The sequence below is a fragment of the Polynucleobacter sinensis genome, from assembly GCF_001595985.1.
GTDB classification, from domain to species: Bacteria; Pseudomonadota; Gammaproteobacteria; order Burkholderiales; family Burkholderiaceae; genus Polynucleobacter; species Polynucleobacter sinensis.
The window spans coordinates 30,693-49,169 of record NZ_LOJJ01000008.1; the positions used below are offsets into that span (position 1 = coordinate 30,693).

The 18,477-nt window shown below is 45.9% G+C and carries 19 protein-coding genes; 8 read left to right on the forward strand and 11 right to left on the reverse strand.

Features of this window, described 5'->3' with window-relative positions:
- The first annotated feature begins 34 nt into the window (after positions 1-34).
- Complete coding sequence (locus AOB49_RS08400; protein WP_062309883.1) at positions 35-1,867, forward strand: AsmA family protein; 1,833 nt, start codon at positions 35-37, stop codon at positions 1,865-1,867.
- Positions 1,868-1,879: 12 nt separating this feature from the next.
- On the opposite strand, the gene AOB49_RS08405 is transcribed toward AOB49_RS08400, so the two are convergent.
- The 3 genes from AOB49_RS08405 to AOB49_RS08415 are packed head-to-tail and all read right to left on the reverse strand — an operon-like array spanning position 1,880 to position 2,730.
- Complete coding sequence (locus tag AOB49_RS08405) at positions 1,880-2,227, reverse strand: phage holin family protein (RefSeq protein WP_062309886.1); 348 nt, start codon at positions 2,225-2,227, stop codon at positions 1,880-1,882.
- A 60-nt stretch (positions 2,228-2,287) separates the two neighbouring features.
- Positions 2,288-2,491 (reverse strand): SlyX family protein, encoded by a 204-nt coding sequence (locus tag AOB49_RS08410; RefSeq protein WP_062309889.1) that lies wholly within the window; start codon positions 2,489-2,491, stop codon positions 2,288-2,290.
- Between the two features lie 17 nt (positions 2,492-2,508).
- On the reverse strand, positions 2,509-2,730 hold the full coding sequence (locus tag AOB49_RS08415; RefSeq protein ID WP_062309891.1) for a hypothetical protein: 222 nt from the start codon (positions 2,728-2,730) through the stop codon (positions 2,509-2,511).
- 33 nt (positions 2,731-2,763) lie between these two features.
- On the opposite strand from AOB49_RS08415, the gene AOB49_RS08420 reads away from it, so the two are divergent.
- Positions 2,764-3,780, forward strand: a complete 1,017-nt coding sequence (locus AOB49_RS08420) for an LLM class flavin-dependent oxidoreductase (RefSeq protein ID WP_062309894.1) — start codon at positions 2,764-2,766, stop codon at positions 3,778-3,780.
- Here the strand turns inward: AOB49_RS08420 and AOB49_RS08425 are convergent.
- Complete coding sequence (locus AOB49_RS08425; protein ID WP_062309895.1) at positions 3,764-4,186, reverse strand: putative toxin-antitoxin system toxin component, PIN family; 423 nt, start codon at positions 4,184-4,186, stop codon at positions 3,764-3,766. The two genes, AOB49_RS08420 and AOB49_RS08425, sit on opposite strands and share 17 nt — an antisense overlap.
- On the reverse strand, positions 4,186-4,731 hold the full coding sequence (locus tag AOB49_RS08430) for a YaeQ family protein (protein ID WP_062309898.1): 546 nt from the start codon (positions 4,729-4,731) through the stop codon (positions 4,186-4,188). Before AOB49_RS08430 ends, AOB49_RS08425 begins: the two co-directional genes overlap by 1 nt.
- Before the next feature lie 101 nt (positions 4,732-4,832).
- On the opposite strand from AOB49_RS08430, the gene AOB49_RS08435 reads away from it, so the two are divergent.
- The 3 genes from AOB49_RS08435 to AOB49_RS08445 all read left to right on the forward strand — a co-directional run bounded on the left by AOB49_RS08435 (position 4,833) and on the right by AOB49_RS08445 (position 8,669).
- Positions 4,833-6,443, forward strand: coding sequence for an NAD(P)/FAD-dependent oxidoreductase (locus AOB49_RS08435; protein ID WP_062309900.1), 1,611 nt, complete (start codon positions 4,833-4,835; stop codon positions 6,441-6,443).
- A 10-nt stretch (positions 6,444-6,453) separates the two neighbouring features.
- Positions 6,454-7,869 (forward strand): oxygen-independent coproporphyrinogen III oxidase, encoded by a 1,416-nt coding sequence (hemN, locus tag AOB49_RS08440; protein WP_062309903.1) that lies wholly within the window; start codon positions 6,454-6,456, stop codon positions 7,867-7,869.
- 176 nt (positions 7,870-8,045) lie between these two features.
- On the forward strand, positions 8,046-8,669 hold the full coding sequence (locus tag AOB49_RS08445) for an OmpW/AlkL family protein (RefSeq protein WP_062309906.1): 624 nt from the start codon (positions 8,046-8,048) through the stop codon (positions 8,667-8,669).
- 71 nt (positions 8,670-8,740) lie between these two features.
- On the opposite strand, the gene AOB49_RS08450 is transcribed toward AOB49_RS08445, so the two are convergent.
- A complete protein-coding gene (locus AOB49_RS08450; protein WP_062309909.1) occupies positions 8,741-9,340 on the reverse strand; it encodes an AAA family ATPase in 600 nt (199 codons plus the stop codon).
- Between the two features lie 112 nt (positions 9,341-9,452).
- Between AOB49_RS08450 and AOB49_RS08455 the strand changes: the two genes are divergently transcribed.
- On the forward strand, positions 9,453-11,375 hold the full coding sequence (locus AOB49_RS08455) for an ATP-binding cassette domain-containing protein (protein WP_062309911.1): 1,923 nt from the start codon (positions 9,453-9,455) through the stop codon (positions 11,373-11,375).
- On the opposite strand, the gene AOB49_RS08460 is transcribed toward AOB49_RS08455, so the two are convergent.
- From AOB49_RS08460 to AOB49_RS08480, 5 genes are all read right to left on the reverse strand, one after another.
- Complete coding sequence (locus AOB49_RS08460; protein WP_082784124.1) at positions 11,372-12,679, reverse strand: APC family permease; 1,308 nt, start codon at positions 12,677-12,679, stop codon at positions 11,372-11,374. The genes AOB49_RS08455 and AOB49_RS08460 overlap by 4 nt on opposite strands.
- Before the next feature lie 5 nt (positions 12,680-12,684).
- Positions 12,685-13,002 (reverse strand): chaperone modulator CbpM, encoded by a 318-nt coding sequence (locus AOB49_RS08465; RefSeq protein ID WP_062309916.1) that lies wholly within the window; start codon positions 13,000-13,002, stop codon positions 12,685-12,687.
- 5 nt (positions 13,003-13,007) lie between these two features.
- Complete coding sequence (locus AOB49_RS08470; RefSeq protein ID WP_062309919.1) at positions 13,008-13,988, reverse strand: DnaJ C-terminal domain-containing protein; 981 nt, start codon at positions 13,986-13,988, stop codon at positions 13,008-13,010.
- A gap of 129 nt (positions 13,989-14,117) precedes the next feature.
- Complete coding sequence (locus tag AOB49_RS08475; protein ID WP_062309921.1) at positions 14,118-15,665, reverse strand: UxaA family hydrolase; 1,548 nt, start codon at positions 15,663-15,665, stop codon at positions 14,118-14,120.
- Positions 15,666-15,732: 67 nt separating this feature from the next.
- On the reverse strand, positions 15,733-16,668 hold the full coding sequence (locus AOB49_RS08480; RefSeq protein ID WP_062309924.1) for a 3-hydroxyacyl-CoA dehydrogenase family protein: 936 nt from the start codon (positions 16,666-16,668) through the stop codon (positions 15,733-15,735).
- A 140-nt stretch (positions 16,669-16,808) separates the two neighbouring features.
- Here AOB49_RS08480 and AOB49_RS08485 point away from each other — a divergent pair, with 140 nt between their 5' ends.
- On the forward strand, positions 16,809-17,741 hold the full coding sequence (locus tag AOB49_RS08485; protein ID WP_062309926.1) for an SMP-30/gluconolactonase/LRE family protein: 933 nt from the start codon (positions 16,809-16,811) through the stop codon (positions 17,739-17,741).
- Positions 17,742-17,754: 13 nt separating this feature from the next.
- Positions 17,755-18,477 (forward strand): GntR family transcriptional regulator, encoded by a 723-nt coding sequence (locus AOB49_RS08490; protein ID WP_156471388.1) that lies wholly within the window; start codon positions 17,755-17,757, stop codon positions 18,475-18,477.

An 18,477-nucleotide genomic window follows, 5' to 3' on the forward strand; every position in this document is an offset into this window, starting at 1 on the left:
CTAGGGGGCTCATAGTCATTTAGAATCAAAGGCAATGAACAAAAAACTCAAGGTCATCGCTGCTATCCTCGGTGGATTCATCCTACTCAGTGGTGCTGGGATTTGGTATGCCGCATCCCGCATTAATCCTGCTGAGCTGACAAAGCTACTCTCTGATTCTGTAAAGACGACTACCGGCCGAGATCTAAAAATTACTGGGCCAGTTTCATTAGAGTTATTTCCAAAGATTTCTGTTTCTGCTAATCAGCTGAGCTTAAGTAATGCCAGCTGGGCTGATTCTGCCGATATGCTCACGTTAAAGCATATCGACCTTGACTTGAAGCTGCTACCGCTTTTTAGCGGGCAGGTTGAAATTGGTAGTATTAAATTGAGTGGGCTGGAATTATTCTTGCAAAAAAATGCGGCAGGACTGGCCAATTGGGATTTAAGTTTGAGCCCTGCTAGTTCAGACTCCGCCAAAGCGGTCGCACCTGTTGACTCAACTTCAAATACGAGCAACTTTCTCAGCATTGGAGATGTTTCTATTCTTGATGCAAAGATTCATTATCGCGATGTAGGTAGTCCGGTATCTATCTATCAAGTAAAACGCCTATCAGTGGCTCAAAGTGCTGATAAGGCCTCGATCTTGCTCAATATGCAGTACCAAGGCCTGCCCATAGAGGTGGCTGGAAAAACAGGATCGATTTCTCAAGCACTTAAGCAGTGGGATGTTGCTCCGGTAGGGATGATGGTTGATCTTAATGTGTCTGTGAATGGCAAATCTATTTTGATGAAAGGCGATATTAAAAAACAGCCTAAGTCGGATTTATTGATAAATCTTGCACTGACGTCTAAATCATTTGATTGGCCTTCTTTTGATTCTGCGCCGCAGACCCTGGCGAAGACTTCTGCTAACTCACAAGCTAACACGCAATCTCAGACTCAAAAGACGGGGGCGGCTAGACGGCCAAATTCTCAATATTTATTTAGCGATGATGCATTGCCATTTGACGCATTACCACGCGCTAAAGGCACAATTTCCCTTGATATTGCTGAGCTAGGCTTGCCGAGTCGCAGACCAATTCAGAATCTCTCTGCAACCGTAAATATGGATGCAGCTACGATTGATATACCGCATCTCTTATTCCAATTGGGTAAAGGGAGGGCTGATATTCAGTTCAGTCTCTCGCGACCCGTTGGCGCTTCGCCTACTTTGCTGCTTAAGGGGGTGACAAAGGATTTCACCTTAGAAGATTTAATGGCAAGACTGGATCCTCGTTCCAAGGTGAGTGGCGGCAATATGAAGTTGGCTTTTGATATCAAAGCAAGTGGAAAGAGTTTGCATCAATTAGCGTCCAGCTCAAACGGTAAGATTCAGGTCAGTATTCAGCAGGCAAAAATGGGATCAAACGTCTTAAATGATGCCGGCGACTTTGTTGTTACCGTCTTGGATTCCATGAATCCTTTACGCAAAAAATCCAAGGAAACGATCTTGGAGTGTATGGTGGCTTATTTACCTATTAATAATGGTCAAATCAATATTAACAACACAGTTGGCGGTGAAACTGATCGACTCAATGCCGTGCTATCTGGGTCGATTAATTTAAAGACTGAGGCCGTTAATTTAACCATTGATCCCAGAGAAAAGTCGGGTCTAACAACGGGCTTAGACTTGGCTGGTTTGGTTAAGATAGGGGGTACGCTCTCCAATCCCAAGGCTGGCGTTAATCAGGCTGGAGTAGTGAATAGTGCAGTCTCAATTGGGCTGGGGATTTTGACAGGGGGCGCAAGTCTTTTGGCTGAGAATGCTAAATCGCTGGCAACTAAAGCTCAACCCTGTCGCGATGCTCTCCGCCCCTGGGCTGATATTTACCCTGGGGCAGAGTGATTTCGAGGATTCTTAAGACAGCACTCCGCCAATAAAGAGGCTGAATAGTGAAATAAAGATACTGGCAAAAAAAGCTGTCCAAAAGCTGGAGATCGTAAAGCCGCTCACTAGCGCAGATACCAGCATTAGCACCAGGGCGTTAACTACCAACAAGAAGAGACCCATCGTGAGGACCGTTAGCGGTAGCGTAAAGAGGATGAGTAAGGGTTTGACGACGGCATTGGCAAAGCCAAGTAGCAGAGCTGCAATGATGAGTGAGCCGCCATCTGCAAAGCGTAAGCCGCTAAAAAGATAGCTAGCAACCCACAGCGATAAAGATGTTAGACCCCACTGCACAAGAAATGGCACTAAGTTACCCATGTTGGACTTCCTCTATTGATTGATGCATTAATCTGATTTGTATTAAATATTATCAGGAGATCAATAGTGCGGAGGAATTTCATCCTTTGCGCTATTGCCCCCGGGGCCATCGGCACTGCCGGCCTGCTCTTTAATAGATTTAAGCTCTCTGTATAAAAATTCAATTTGTTGCTGTTGCTTATAGACAATTTGATTGAGTTGCTCAATGAGGTCTTCCGCAAAGCTGAGTTTGATTTCTAGGTTGGTCATGCGGTCTTCGGTCATATCAAATCCCTTTCTCTTTATTCGCTAAGAAGTTCAAAACGCCCATCTTCCATTTCTGCCTTTGGTCTGATCCAAAAATCATGAGATTGCAGGGATTCATAAACGTAAGCTGGCTCAAGACTGGCTTCTATATTGGCAAGGAGTACCACCTTGTAGAAGCCGCCGGTCTTAATATGCCGAAGTTTATTGCCTGGTTTGAATAGGCCATCGTCGGCATCTGCCATTTTGGGTTTGCTCATGATAAATAAAGACTTTCTCGGTATGATCTACGAATGACAAATTTAGTTCCGTACTCCATTCTAGATATATCTCCGATTCCACAGGGATTTACCGCTGGAGATGCTTTGCGTAACTCATTAGATGTTGCCCAGCATGCGGAGCGCTGGGGTTATACCCGCTACTGGGTTGCAGAACACCATAATATGACTGGAAACGCTAGTTCAGCTACTGCGGTTTTGGTTGGATATATTGCGGCGGGGACGTCCAACATTCGGGTGGGGTCTGGCGGGGTTATGCTGCCGAACCATGCGCCGTTGGTGATTGCCGAACAATTTGGAACGCTTGCCTCTATCTACCCTGGCAGAATTGAGTTGGGCTTGGGTCGAGCTCCTGGTACTGACCCAATGACAGCTAGAGCTTTGCGTCGGGATCTGTTGGGGAGTGATGATCGCTTTCCGCAAGATGTTCGTGAGCTCCAGCATTATTTTGGCCCTATTCAGGAGGGGCAGGCCGTTAAGGCGATACCGGGCGCTAATACAGAAGTGCCGATTTGGATTCTGGGCTCAAGTCTCTATGGCGCGCAATTGGCAGCCCATTTTGGATTGCCCTATGCGTTTGCATCTCACTTTGCCCCTGAGCAATTGATAGATGCAATGAGAATTTATCGCGAGACATTTAAGCCATCCGATAAATTGGATCAGCCATATTCAGCTTTTGTGATGAATGTCGTCGCTGCTGATACCGATGAAGAGGCTATGCATCTATTTACTACTTTGCAGCAAAATGTGATCCGTATGCGTCGCAATACCCGTGGCCAGTTACCGCCACCAATTGATAATCTCGATGATTTTTGTGAGCCTCATGAAAAAGCTACTGCCGCCCATGCTTTGCAATGCTCAGCCGTGGGTTCTATGCAGACAGTTCGACGGGAAATGCAGCGTTGGCTTGATTTGACTGGTGCTAATGAAGTGATTATTACTGGGCAAATTTTTGATCATCAAGCTCGCTTGAGGTCCTTTGAAATTGCTGCCGAGGCTGCAAAGGGCTTGCGTTTTAACTCTGCAGTTTGAAGGCGTTGTAATCCTCTGTAATCAGAATTCCCGCGCTAGCGGTATGCTTGGCAAGTTTCAGTAGGGCGTTATCTTTGCTTAAGATCATGGCAGGCTTGAGTCGATAGGCTAAATCTAAAAAGATCTGATCGTCTATATCTTCGCATTCCCATGGCGCTTTAGCCAAATTGAGGTCATCTTCTATCTTGGCGAATGTCTTCCACTGGGTCAGAATTTCGTTTTGTGTAGCAATATCAAGCTTGAAAAGAGGGCGTGCTATGACATCAGTCAATTCTTCAAGCGTTTTTGGACTAGCTATCGCCACAATCTCTTGCTGCAGAATGGCCCGCTTTAAATCGACGGCTCTTCTATCACAGAAGACAAAAACATCCAAAAGGATGTTGGTATCTAAAACTACGGTTTTCATTACGTATTGTTGCGCCAAATCTCTGGGGTAATTGTGATTTGCCCCATATCGGAGGAGACATAGGCTTCGCCATCTTGAATATTCACATGAAGCACCATACTGCGTTCTACCAGTTGATTAAGCTCCTTCGCTTGTTCGGCGGGGATTGAGATCACTTGTAAATTTTTAGCGCGGGTGAGTTTATTGGCGATCCCATCCCACCAAATTTTGCTCGTATGACCACCATAGCAATACACAATCACCTGATCGGATCGCCCGCAAGCTTTGAGAATTCGTCGTTCGTCTGGTTGGCCGATTTCAATCCACAACTTAATGGCGTCCGTCAGGTCTTTAACCCAGAGATCAGGTTCATCGGTATCGCTTAAGCCCTTCGTAAAGACCAAATCTTCTTGGGCTTGAAGTGCGAACGCGATGATGTGGACCATCATCCGCTCCTCAGTTTCAGAAGGGTGTTTGGCGATAGTAAGGGAGTGACTGCCGTAATAATGACGGTCTGAATCTGCGACGTGGAGGTCGGCTTTGTGGATAGTTGCGCGTAGGGCCATGGCACATTATCGCCTTTAAACCAAACAATACTGTGTCTACCAGCGCCTCTACCAGTATTATTTCGGTAAATACCCCAATTTAGTGTGTATCGTAGAAACCCATGATCCGGATTACCGAACTTCGCCTCCCCATTAACCACGCCCCTGAGGCGCTAGAAGAGGCGATCTTAAAGCGCTTGAATTTGCAGTCCCAAGATTTAATTCGCGCTGAAGTCTTTAAGCGAAGTTACGATGCCAGGAAAAATGTTGCGCTTGCCTTTATTTACACCGTAGATCTCTCGGTTAGAGACGAGGAAAAAATATTAAAGCAGTTTGCTAACGACGTTCATGTAAGGCCATCTCCCGACACGAGCTATCACTTTGTGGCAAATGCCGCCCAATTGAAGTCTGAAAAATTTGAACGCCCCGTCGTCATTGGTTTTGGCCCTTGTGGAATTTTTGCGGCGCTCGTCCTGGCTCAAATGGGATTTAAGCCGATTGTTCTTGAGAGGGGTAAGCCAGTTCGTGAGCGCACTCAAGACACTTGGGGTTTATGGCGCAAGAATGTCCTTAATCCAGAATCTAATGTGCAATTTGGTGAGGGCGGAGCGGGTACATTCTCTGACGGTAAGTTATACAGTCAGATCAAAGATCCTAAGTTTTATGGTCGCAAAGTTATTAGTGAGTTTATTAAGGCTGGCGCCCCAGAAGAAATCCGCTATGTAGCAAAACCCCATATTGGCACTTTCCGCTTGGTAGGTGTTGTCGAAAGAATGCGACAGGAAATTATCGAGCTTGGTGGAGAGATTCGGTTTTCTCAAAAAGTGATTGGTTTTGATATTGAGAATGAGCAAATCAAAGGCGTCAAAATTGAAGGGCACTCCAATCTTCCTGCTAATCATGTGATTTTGGCTCTTGGCCATAGTGCACGAGATACCTTTAAGGCTCTGCATGAAGCTGGGGTCTATATGGAGGCTAAGCCCTTCTCGGTGGGGTTTCGGATTGAGCATCCTCAATCATTGATTGATAAGGCTCGCTTAGGGCCTCATGCAGGTAATGCTTTGATTGGCGCGGCGGACTATAAGTTGGTGCATCATGCCAAGAATGGACGCTCTGTATATAGCTTTTGTATGTGTCCAGGTGGCACAGTAGTGGCTGCTACCTCTGAGCCTAATCGCGTAGTAACCAATGGGATGAGTCAGTACTCGCGCAATGAGCGCAATGCTAATGCGGGAATCGTGGTTGGTATTACGCCCGAAGATTATCCAGGTGGTCCTCTTGCTGGAATTGAATTTCAAAGGGCATTGGAGTCCAAGGCATATGAGTTGGGTGGGTCCACCTATGAGGCTCCCGGCCAATTGGTAGGTGATTTTTTGGCAGGTACGCCCTCTACAGAGTTTGGAAGCGTGATGCCATCCTATAAACCTGGCGTACATTTAACCGACCTTGCAGATAGTTTGCCGCCTTATGCCATTGAAGCAATTCGCGAGGCAATTCCCGCATTTGAGAAACAGATTAAAGGTTTCTCGATGAAGGATGCCGTACTTACAGGTGTTGAAACCAGAACCTCTTCTCCGCTACGCATTACTAGGGGTGCTAACTTCCAGAGCTTGAATATCAAAGGCCTATATCCGGCGGGTGAGGGCGCTGGTTATGCAGGCGGAATCTTGTCTGCAGGTGTTGATGGGATTAAAGTGGCGGAAGCCGTTGCGCTAGATTACCTTTCCAAATAATGTGATTTCTATGGGCTCTGAAGTGATTGCAACTCCTCAAACAGAAAAAGAAGTGCTTTTTCATCCGGAGTTATTACAAAAGTTCGATATCAACGGACCGCGATATACCTCCTACCCCAGTGCGGATCGCTTTCATAGTCAATTTGGTGAGGCAGACTATTTAGATGCGCTTGAACGAGTTGCTCGATTAAATGAGTCACTCTCGCTCTATTTTCATTTACCCTTCTGCCCTAATATTTGTTACTACTGTGGCTGTAACAAGATCATTACTAAAGATCATGGGCGGAGTGCTAAGTACATTAAGTATTTGGCAAAAGAGATGGCAATGGTTTGTGTGGCGATGGGTGCACACAAGAAAATCCCAGTGACTCAATTGCATTGGGGTGGCGGTACGCCAACTTTTTTATCTCATGACGAAATGACTGAGTTGATGGGCCACACGCGCGAGCATTTTGACTTGCTACCCGGGGGCGAGTATTCGATTGAGATCGACCCTCGCAGGGTGACTGAGGTTGATATTGCCTTGCTTGCTGAGCTGGGATTCAATCGAATAAGTCTGGGTGTTCAAGACTTTAATTTTGAGGTGCAGCAGGCAGTCCATCGCGTTCAAACTATTGAGGAAACTCAAGCGGTAATGGATTGGTCTAGGAAGTATGGGTTTAAATCCAGAAGCGTGGATTTGATTTATGGATTGCCGAAGCAGACTCCCCAGACCTTTAAAGAGACTGTTGATGAAGTATTGAAGATGAGTCCAGATCGCCTATCCGTTTATAACTATGCTCATCTTCCTCATATCTTCAAGCCTCAGCGCAGAATCGCGGAAGCGGATTTGCCGGGCGCTGCTGACAAGCTAGATATTCTTTCCAATACGATTGAACGACTGGGCGAAGCCGGATATGTCTTTATTGGTATGGACCATTTTGCTAAACCAGACGATGAGTTAGCGATTGCGCAAAAAGAGGGCAAGCTCCATCGAAATTTTCAAGGCTATTCAACCCAGGCGGAGTGCGATCTATTGGCTTTTGGAATTTCATCGATTGGTAAAGTGGATGATTGCTATTCGCAAAATGTACGCACCTTGGATGAGTACTATGCTGCAATAGATCATGGACATTTGCCAACTTTGAGAGGCTTGCGACTAGATCAAGATGATTTACTGCGTCGTGAATTAATTGGTGAATTAATGTGTCAATTTGCATTAGATACAGTCCAATTTTCTCAATCACATCAAATCGACTTTCCTAGTTATTTCAAAACGGAGATTGAAGAGCTAAAGCACCTGGAAGAAGCTGGTTTGCTAGAGTGGAGGGGCGCGACCATGGTGGTACCAATCAAGGGGCGATTGCTCGCCCGGCGCGTTGCGATGACCTTTGATCGTCACCTCAGACAGTCGCAGGCTAAGGGTACTTACTCCAAGGTTCTCTAGCGCGTTATTCTGAAAAATAGCGTAATTTGATCTACATCAAAAACTCTTTAAAACAGTGTTGCTTTTAAGCTATTAAAAAATTTGAGTAGCCACAGCATTTGATTTACATCAAATCATGACCCCTACATCAATTTGAAAATGTACTCATCAAATTGATAACAGAAAAGGGGTACATCATGCGTATTAAAACTCTCGTAGCCGCTATGGCAGCAGTAGCTTCATTGGCTCCCATCGCCGCTCAAGCTCAGTCTTCAGGCGAAAACCCATGGATGGTTCGTGTGCGTGCAGTAGATTTACTTTGGCAGAATGGCCAGACTGGAGCAGTCCAGAGTCTTGATGTGAAAGCCAAGAATCAAGTGATTCCTGAGTTTGATGTTTCCTATTTCTTTACAAAGAATATTGCTGCTGAGTTGGTTTTGACATACCCGCAAACTATTCAAATTGATGCTGGCGGTAGTAAGTTGGGTACGATCAAGGCTCTCCCGCCATCATTGGTTCTCCAGTACCACTTTACAGATTTCGGTGCGTTCAAGCCTTATGTTGGAGCTGGCGTAAATTACACCATTTTTAGTAGTCGAAATAATTTGGGTAACGGCGCATATTCGGTGGATAACTCGAGTTTTGGAGCGGTTGGTCAAATTGGTATGGATTACATGTTTGACAAAAATTGGGGTCTGAACGTGGACGTGAAATATGCAACTATGGCAACTAATGTAACAACCACAAGTAATGGAGCAAATGCGGGTAAGTTAACTCTGAACCCATGGATGCCAGCTGTTGGTGTGACTTATAAGTTCTAAGTGAGCTTCTGAGTTCGGATATTCCGGCATCTCAAGTAAAGGCCCTGCATGCAGGGCCTTTTTTATTGAAGTTATTGTGTAACTAAGTGGTCAATTAATTTCTCAAACTGGCTTTGATCAAAGTGAAGATTATCAAAGCGCTGTATGGCTAGATGTTTTGGTGGCTCTACTCTACGCAAAATATATTGATCCCAGTGTTTGAGTTTCCATTCATCTCTGGGGTCGGCTCTCTTCATCATGCGAAGCTTTGCTTCATTTGCATCAAGATCAATCCAAGCAATTTTGATGCTCGATTCTTTTGGAATGCCGAGTTCCTCTGGATTGAACATCTTGCCGCTTTGGATTTCACTTGAAAAAGGGCCAACCATAATGACGTTGACTCCTAGCTGAAGATTTTCCTTGGCTATTGCAATTAGGCCAGAGTACTCCCAGTCCCGTAAATTTTTTAGATAAAAGGGGCTATCTCGATCATTTGGGTTATTGGTCGTCAGCTCCATCATGTGGGAGCTGTATGCACCATAAACAGTATCTTTATCGAGAAAAAAGAAATCTTCCCCGGTTTTTTGAACAATGAGGGGCAGCGCTTTTTTGGCTAGGGTGGATTTGCCTGTTCCTGCATGTCCTGCAAATAGGATGAGGCGTGGCGCTGACGGGGTTAATTTGCAGGTCATTTTGCCTTTCAATAGATCGGTATTACCTATATTGCCTTTAGTAAATTCTACTTCTCAATCCCATTCTGACTGGAAATATCGTCACTTTGGATGAAACGACGATAATGACACCATGGCTTTAATCGTACTTACTGATGCAAAACTGGCTTTTGGCCACGTTGACCTCCTTGCAAACACTGCTTTTTCCCTGGAATCTGGAGAGCGTGTTGGCTTAATTGGCCGTAATGGCACTGGCAAATCCTCTTTATTAAAGATTTTGGCTGGTATTGAAAAAATGGATGATGGGCTCTTGCAGTACCAGCAAGGGCTGCGAATTGCCTATGTACCTCAGGAGCCAATTTTTGAGGCGGAGGAAACCGTATTTGATGCAGTATCTAAGGGTGTGGCACAGGCTAAGGCTTTGCGAGAAGAGTATGAGGCTCTGAGTGTGGGTGAGTGGGATGATGCCTCTCATCATTGCCTTGACGAAGTTCAGTCTCAATTAGAGGCCCTGAGTGGCTGGAATTGGGAGCAACGGGTTCATGAAACTTTAGATCGCCTCCACCTCGAGGCAGACGTCAAAATCAGCACATTATCTGGCGGTACCAAGAAACGTGTTGCATTAGCTCGCGCTTTAGTTGAGATGCCAGATGTGCTTTTGCTAGATGAGCCTACCAACCATTTGGACTTAGATTCTATTTCTTGGTTGGAAGACTTGCTTAAGGAATATAAAGGCTCCGTCATTCTCATCACTCACGACCGTGCGTTTCTAGATAACGTATGTACTCAAATTGTGGAATTGGATCGCGGTATTTTACGAAGCTACCCAGGCAATTTCTCTGCTTATGAAGTACTTAAGGAGCAAGAGTTAAACGCTGAATCATTGGCAAATGCGAGAGCGGATAAGTTATTGGCCCAAGAAGAGGTTTGGATTCGTAAGGGTGTGGAAGCGAGGCGTACTAGAAGCGTGGCCAGAATTGCCCGTCTAGAAAATTTGCGCGCTAGTCGTGCTGAGCGTCGTGATGCGATGGGACAGGTGAAGTTGGCTGTATCTGCCGGGGATCGCAGCGGCAAGATTGTTGCCGATCTACAGAACGTCTCCAAGTCTTATGATGGCCGCTCCATTGTCAAAGACTTCACAGCAACGATCTTGCGTGGCGATAAAGTCGGGCTTCTTGGTCCTAATGGTGCCGGTAAGACTACTTTACTGAAATTGATTTTGGGGACAATTACGCCGGACTCTGGCACTGCGACCATGGGCACCAGAATAGAGGTTGCTTACTTCGATCAGATGCGTGAGGGCTTGGATCTCAATGCTTCACTTGAAGATTACATCAGCCCTGGTAGTGAGTGGATCGAGATCAATGGCAATAAGAAACATGTCAAGAGTTACCTAAGTGATTTCTTATTCGCGCCAGAGCGCACTAATTCACCGGTAAGTACTTTATCTGGTGGCGAGCGCAATCGTTTATTACTAGCACGATTGTTTGCAAGGCCTGCAAACGTTTTAGTCCTGGATGAGCCTACCAATGACTTGGATATTGATACCTTGGATTTGCTTGAGCAGTTACTGCAAGACTATAAGGGTACGGTATTCCTAGTAAGTCATGATCGCTATTTCTTAGATAACGTAGTGACGAGCATTATTGCTAATGAGGGCGATGGATTTTGGCGTGAGTATGAAGGTGGCTATGAGGATTGGAAAATTCAAAAGGCCCGTTCAGATAAAATTCGTGCGACCAATGCAGGCCCTAAATCCATAGAGAAGGCTGAGACTGCAACTGCACCAAAGCCCGAAGTTAAGGCAGTTACAGCCAAGAGTGGCGTGCAAAAGCTTAATGGCAAGGAGCGTCAGGAGTTAGAGGCGCTGCCTTTGCAAATTGAGGCCCTCGAAACGAAGCAGGCTGATATCGGGATTGCGATGAGCAACCCCGATTTATATAAGAACGAGCCAGAATTAGCGGCAAGTATGCAGGCACGTTTATCCGAAATTACCGCAGATCTTGATTTGAAATTACAGCGCTGGGAATTGTTGCTAAGCCGCTCTGAATCTTAATGAGCTTTAGGTTGTTTAGTTCTGAGGCGTGAAAATGCCTCGAAGCCAAAGGAGGCGACCAAGGCTACAGCTAATGCAATTGCGCTAGAGGGTGCGGTTTTTACTGCGTTAATAATCAGTGCGGTAAATAGCGCAAGATTAATCACGATCGCGCACCATAAAATTCTTGGCTTAGCGCCAGTCTTTTGATGAATCTGAATATGGCCATAGGTAATCACCGCGTACACGAGCAAAAAAGCTAAGCTAGCCATTTGCCCAATTTCACCCAAGGGAAATAGCAGGGCAAAAATTGTGACTCCAATGCATGAGATGGTGAGGGCATGCAAATTACTTTTTAAGACACTATTACTTAAAGCGCTAGAAACCTCTTTCTTCTTAGCCACATCAGCCGCTATATTTGATGCCGCAAAAATAGTTGCATTGACTGCGGCTGCGCAGGCCAAAAGGGCGGAGACGCTGATCACGATTGAACCGAGCTTTCCAGCGACCATTTGAGCTGCTTCCGCTAGGACATGTCCGTTATGCAGTTGAATAGAGTTCAGCGGCATGATTAATATCACCGCAGTGCTGACCGCTAAGTAAGCTACAGTCACCAAGATGAGGGCGGAGAACATGGCAAGAGGTAATTCTTTTTGGGGGCTTTTCATGGCAGATGATGAATTTGTGACTACGCCAAAACCCTGAAAGTTAATGTAGAGGATGCCAGCCGCCACCGCTATTCCTTCGATTGAGCCTCCGCCCATCTGGAATGTTTTGATATCCGCCTGATGAAATCCCATGGCGGAAAATACTAAAAGGCTAATGACAACCAAGCCAATTGCCAAGGTTTCAGCTCGACCTACGAGGCTGGGGCCCAATAGATTCAGAAAAGTGCAAATCAGAATGATGGCTGCAGTAATGCATTTCAGTGTGAGTGGTGAGAGATCGCCACCAAATAGGCTGTTGGTGTACTCAACAAATCCAGCGGCATAGAGGGCTGCCGCAATTAAGTAAGCGATGTACTGAAATAAATTAATTCCGCCAGAAGTGATTCCAGGGCCAAAGCTCATTACGGTAAAGGTTGCGCCGCCGCCGCTACTCGGAAATGCGGCGCCAAGCTTGGCATAGGAGTAGACGGAAAAGGAGGCGGCAATTGCGCTAATCAAAAAAGCGAGGGGCACATAGGTTCCTGCATGTGAGCTTGCTAAGCCCAGCAATGAATAAAGCCCGGCCCCCATCATCCCGCCAATGCCTAAGGCGGTAGCGGAGAAGAGGCTAATATCGTTAGCTTGTTTTGGAGTATTTTTAAGTAAATTTGTACTCAACAGCTTTAACCTAAATTCTCGCGGCGCAACTGATTGCGCAAGCGAGAGATCTCCTCTAGGAGATCAAGTGCTAGGGCTACTCCCGAGGTATTGAGCTCTAAGTCATGCGTTAAATGCGCAGCCGTCTTTGCACGTTTTAGTGAGTCACCGCTAAAACGCCAGTCCTCTGGAGAGGATCCTGCAGGGCTGAGAACGCCCTCAGATACCCAGGCCATGATGAGGTCTTCTGGAGTGCGTGCTGCCTGCGATAGCTCCGTTATGCTCATGTGCACTTCGTCTTCTACAACGACACCTTCGATCCAGGTGATTTGAGTTTGCGTCATGTTTATCATCCCTTCAGGTGGGTTCTAGGGTTGAAATCAAAAGCCTTTTCAAATGTTTGATAGGCTTCTTTTTGAGCATCCGTATCAGCGCTTGGTAGCACGATAGTTGGGACTACATATAGATCGCCAGCTTCTTTGCTAGGAATGCCTTTACCTTTCAGTCGCATTTTGCGACCAGCTACCGTACCCGCTGGAATTTTAAGCTCTAGCGTTGAACCGGCTGGCGTTGGTACGTTGACTGAGGTGCCCAAAGCAGTCTCCCATGGCGCTAGCGGTAAATCAAGATATACATCTTTTCCGTCCAAACGATAAATTGGGTTGGCGTGGAAGTCGATTTCGAGATACAGATCACCTGCACCACCCTCGCCAACGCCTGGACCGCCTTGTCCAGCTAGGCGTAAATTCTGGCCTGCCTTAATGCCTTTGGGAATACTGACATCAAGTTTGCGTTCTTGCGTAGTGACATGGCCGCTTGCATCTTGGGTAGGCATATGCAGGGAGATAGTGCGCTTGGCCCCGTTATAAGCATCAGCTAGATCAATCAAAATTTTTGCATGGTGGTCTTGGCCTTTGAAGTTCATGCCCTGACGAGGGTTCCCACCGCGACCGCCTTGGCGATGACGACCTCTGCCAAAGAGGGACTCAAAGAATTCACTTTGATCACCTTCATAACCCCCTCCAAAGCCACCGTGGCCTCCACCAAATCCACCGTCTGAATATTCAAAACCTTCATTCCAATTTGGCGGCGGGGTGAAATCTTGACCATTTTTCCAGTTTGCGCCCATGCGATCATAGGCTGCACGTTTTTCAGTGTCCTTTAGAACGGAGTAAGCTTCGCCAACAGCTTTGAATTGTTCTTCCGTCCCAGCTTCTTTATTGACATCTGGATGATATTTTCGGGCAAGCTTCCGATAGGCTGCTTTGATTTCTGCCTCGGTGGCGCCACGCGCTACGCCGAGAGTTTCATAGTAATCCCTGAATTTCATATTTTTGCTTCAGTCCTGTTGAATCAATAGCTTCAATTCTACAGTCCTCCAGGCTTGTTTCAACCGTCTTTAAGTAAAGAAAAAGCGGGCACAGGGCCCGCTTTCAATGGATTGGAATTTGACGCTAATTTAACTCATGACGCCAATTTGCCAGGGTACAAACTCATAGTCACCCAGACCGAGTAGCTCGCTCTTAGAGGGTTCTCCAGAGGCTGTGCGCAAGAATAGCTCAAAGATACGTTGGCCCATCTCTTGAACAGAAACCGTACCATCAAGAATTTCTCCGCAATTGATATCCATATCCTCGGTGAGCCGTTCATACATTGGTGTATTGGTGGCGAGCTTGATGCATGGCGCAGGCTTAGAACCAAACATCGAACCACGTCCAGTTGTAAAAGCAATTAAGTTGGCGCCCCCTGCAATTTGACCCGTTGCTGAAACAGGATCAAAGCCAGGCGTGTCCATAAATACAAAGCCCTTAGCCGTAACTGGTTCGGCATATCGATACACCTCCATTAGAGGACCAGTACCACCTTTCATAGAGGATCCAAGTGATTTTTCAAAGATATTTGCTAGGCCACCAATCTGATTGCCAGGACTGACTTGCCCGTTAATTTGTACATCACGACCAACGGAGTATTCATCCTTCCACCAGCGAATACGCTTGATCAGTTTTTCACCAACCTCTTTGCTTACAGCTCGGCGGGTGAGGGTATGCTCAACACCATAGATTTCCGGGGTCTCCGAGAGGATGCCGGTGCCACCATGGCGCGACAAAATATCGATAGCAGCACCTAAAGCGGGGTTTGCTGTAATGGAAGAGAAGCCATCCGAACCACCGCATTGCAAGCCAACACATAAATGACTTGCTGAAACAGTTTGACGTTTGACTTTATTGGCTTCTGGCAAAAGCGCTTTCACTGCTTCGATACCCGCCTCAATTGTTTTGCGAGTACCGCCTGTTTCTTGCATGATGAAGGTGTGCAAAGTGGAGCTCTCGTTTAATGCCTCTTGCTCCATTAAGCCTTTTAGTTGGTTTCGTTCGCAACCTAAACCAATGATAAGAGCGGCCGCAAGGTTTGGATGCTGGGCGTATCCCGCCATAGTTCTGCGCAATAGCTGCATTGGCTCACCACTCATTTCCATACCGCAACCAATTCCATGGCTAAAGGCGACAACGCCATCGATATTGGGGAAATCTTTCAATCGTTCAGGGGTAAACCATTCGGCAATTTTATTGACTACTGTTGCAGAGCAATTCACGGTCGATAAAATTCCAATGAAGTTGCGTGTACCAACTTTGCCGTTTGCTCTGACATAACCTTGAAATGTCGCCCGCTCAGATTCTGGAAGAAGGGTAGTGGGCTTATATTCACTGGCGTAGGCATAGTCACGATCAAATTCCCGAAACTCAGTGTTATGGCTATGCACCATCGTGCCAGGCTCAATAGCAGTATTTGCAAACCCAACAGTAACGTTGTATTTCAGAATGGGTTCGCCTTTGAGAATCTTCTTCGCTGCGATTTTGTAACCAGCAGGCACTTGACTGCGGCTGGTAAAGTTTTCACTAGGAACAGATTCCCCGATAGGAACATCTACTCGAGCCACGACAACATTGTCGTTGGGGTGAAGGCGAATAATTGGCCCGGCTAATTTTTTTTCAGAAGTTTCAATCATCAATATCTTTCAATTATTTAGTTTTGACTCTGTGGTCGAATATCGGACGTATCAAAAAGTCATTTAGTTATTCAATGTTCAGAACATCAAACGCTGCTTTCAACCTTCTTGAATAGGAATCCGAGGTCTGCTGGATTTCCTCCGGCGACCATTTTCTGAAACCCTCACCAGCTTTCATGCCTGTTTTGCCCTCGCTCATTAGCTGAACCACCTTTGGCGGAAGCGCGGTGATATTGGAAAGAGAGGGATAAATTTCTTTCGCGGCATTAGCCATGCCATCCCAGCCTGAAATTTCTTTTTGGGTCATAGGACCAACGGCAGCATATCTAAATCCAAAGCTATAGCGGACTGCATCATCAATGTCTTCGGGGCTCGCAATTCCTTCTTGGACTAGAGAAAGAGCTTCTCTCATGAGGGCATGTTGAATTCGGTTAGCTAAAAATCCAGGGATATCTTTCTTCACTAGTACCGGTTTTTTGTCGATATCTTTGTAGAGTTGACAGGCTTTGTTAGCAAAGGACAACTCAGTCTTTTCGCCCATCACAATTTCCACCAAGGGAACAACTTCAGCGGGCATAAAGTAGTGAGCCCCCATCATGCGATTAGCAGTTTTGAGGCCTAAGGCAATCTTGCTAATCGGGAAGCCTGAGCTGTTACTTCCAATAGGAACATGATCTGGAACAACCCCATCTAAATATTTAAAGATCTCTTGCTTGAGTGCTAGGTTCTCAGCAATGGTTTCAATAACCCACTCGCAGTTAGTCCAATCCTTCCATTGCTCTAGAATTTCCGTAGTCTGAGAAGCTCGAATCGCGGCATGATCTTTTTGGGAATTTGCTCCTGAAAAACCAATTTTGCCGGCAAGTGTGAGCGCCTTATCCAAGCAGGCTTCAGCCTTTTCCTTGCTTCTGCCAAGAATCACAACGGGAATACTTTTGGCTACGAATCCGGCTGCAATGCCAGCAGCCATGATGCCCGTTCCAATCACGGTTACATATTTCATTTTTAAACCTATACGGTTAAGTGGTTAGTAGATATCAACATCAAAACAAGATTAAGACTTAAGGTTATCATTATTTTATGGTTTAATGTCCCATCAACTCAAAAAACATATCCGTATAACTTTATAAAGGATTTCCAAACATGACTATGCATAACCCTTTCCAGCCAGTCGAGAAAATCAAGGCTGAAGTATTTATGTCGATGCCCGCCAAGTTTAGAAAGAAGTCGCGCACTGGCTGGTCTGATCCAAATCGTCAAAATGCTGAAGTAGAGTGTTTCTTAGAGGGTCCATCTTTTGACCGCGAAGGAAACTTATGGTTTTTAGATATCCCATTTGGAAGGGTTTTCAGAATTACCCCTAAAGGGGATTGGGATTTAGTGACTCAGTTTGATGGCTGGCCAAATGGACTGAAATTCCATAAAGATGGCCGAGCTTTCATTTGTGACTACAAGTTAGGCTTGCTAGCGCTTGATCCAAAAACTGGAAAAGTCGAAACCATTCTAGGATCAATGTATAGCGAAAGTTTCAAAGGCTTAAATGATCTGCATTTCGCATCTAACGGCGATCTCTACTTTACCGATCAGGGTCAAACAGGAATTGCAGATCCGACAGGTAGGGTATTTAGATTGCGTGAGAATGGTCAGCTAGATCGCTTGGCAATTAATGTGCCAAGTCCCAATGGCATTACATTAAATACTCAAGAAAAACATGTATTTGTAGCGGCTACGAGATCACAGCAAATCTGGCGCTTGCCACTGATGGCCGATGGATCCGTCTCTAAGACTGGCGTGGCCATTCAGTTGACAGGTGGTGTTGCTGGACCTGACGGTATTGAGATGGACTCTGAGAATGGCTTATTAGTTTGCCATCTAGGCATTGGTATCTGGAGATTCGATAGCAATATGCTTCCAACACATCTGATTTACTCTGATAACCCGCATCATCATCACCTCGCGAATATGTGTTTTGGCGGCGAGGATGGTAGGGATTTGTATATCACCGAATCTCTTTCCGGCGATATTCTGAAAGCTCGCTTACCAGTAGCTGGCAAGAAGATGTTTGGACTCTCTTAAGTTGAAAGGTGCCTTGCCTCTTTATAAAACTTTAGCGAATGCGCTTGCTCAGCGCATTCGTGAGGGTTATTGGGCAGTAGGGTCTAGCTTGCCTTCGGAGGCTTCACTTTGCGCAAGTTTTAAAGCAAGTCGCCACACCTTAAGGCATGCACTTCAAACTTTGGAGGCTGATGGTTTGGTATTGCGGCGTCAAGGCGCGCCAACCCAGGTGATTTCACGGCAAAAGGTCAGGCGTTTTACCCAGAGTTTTAATTCACCTATCGATATTTTGAGTTACCCAAGAAATACTTATCGAGAAAATATTCTTGAGGAATTTATTGAGCTTGATAAGTCACTTAGCGAAAAAATTGGTGGTGCGATTGGCTCTTCCTGGTACCACATCAGTGGAATTCGCAAGCAGCAAGATACTGAGCAAGTGATTGCTTGGACTGATATTTATATCCTTCCTCAATTTGCCTCGCTAACCAAGGATCCAGATCACAAGCAGATCATGGTTTTTGAGCAAATCGAGAATAAGTATGGCACTCGGATTGATCGAGCTGAGGTGGATGTTTACGCCGTTGGCGCCCCTGACAATATCGCCAAACGCTTGCAATTGAAGTCAAATGATCCATGCTTAGTTATTGTTCGGCGTTATTTCGATGATCATGATAATCTGTTCGAAGTAACTTTTACTTACCACCCCGAAAACAAATACATCCACAGGATGGAGTTTAAGAGCGGCTCGGGAAATTAA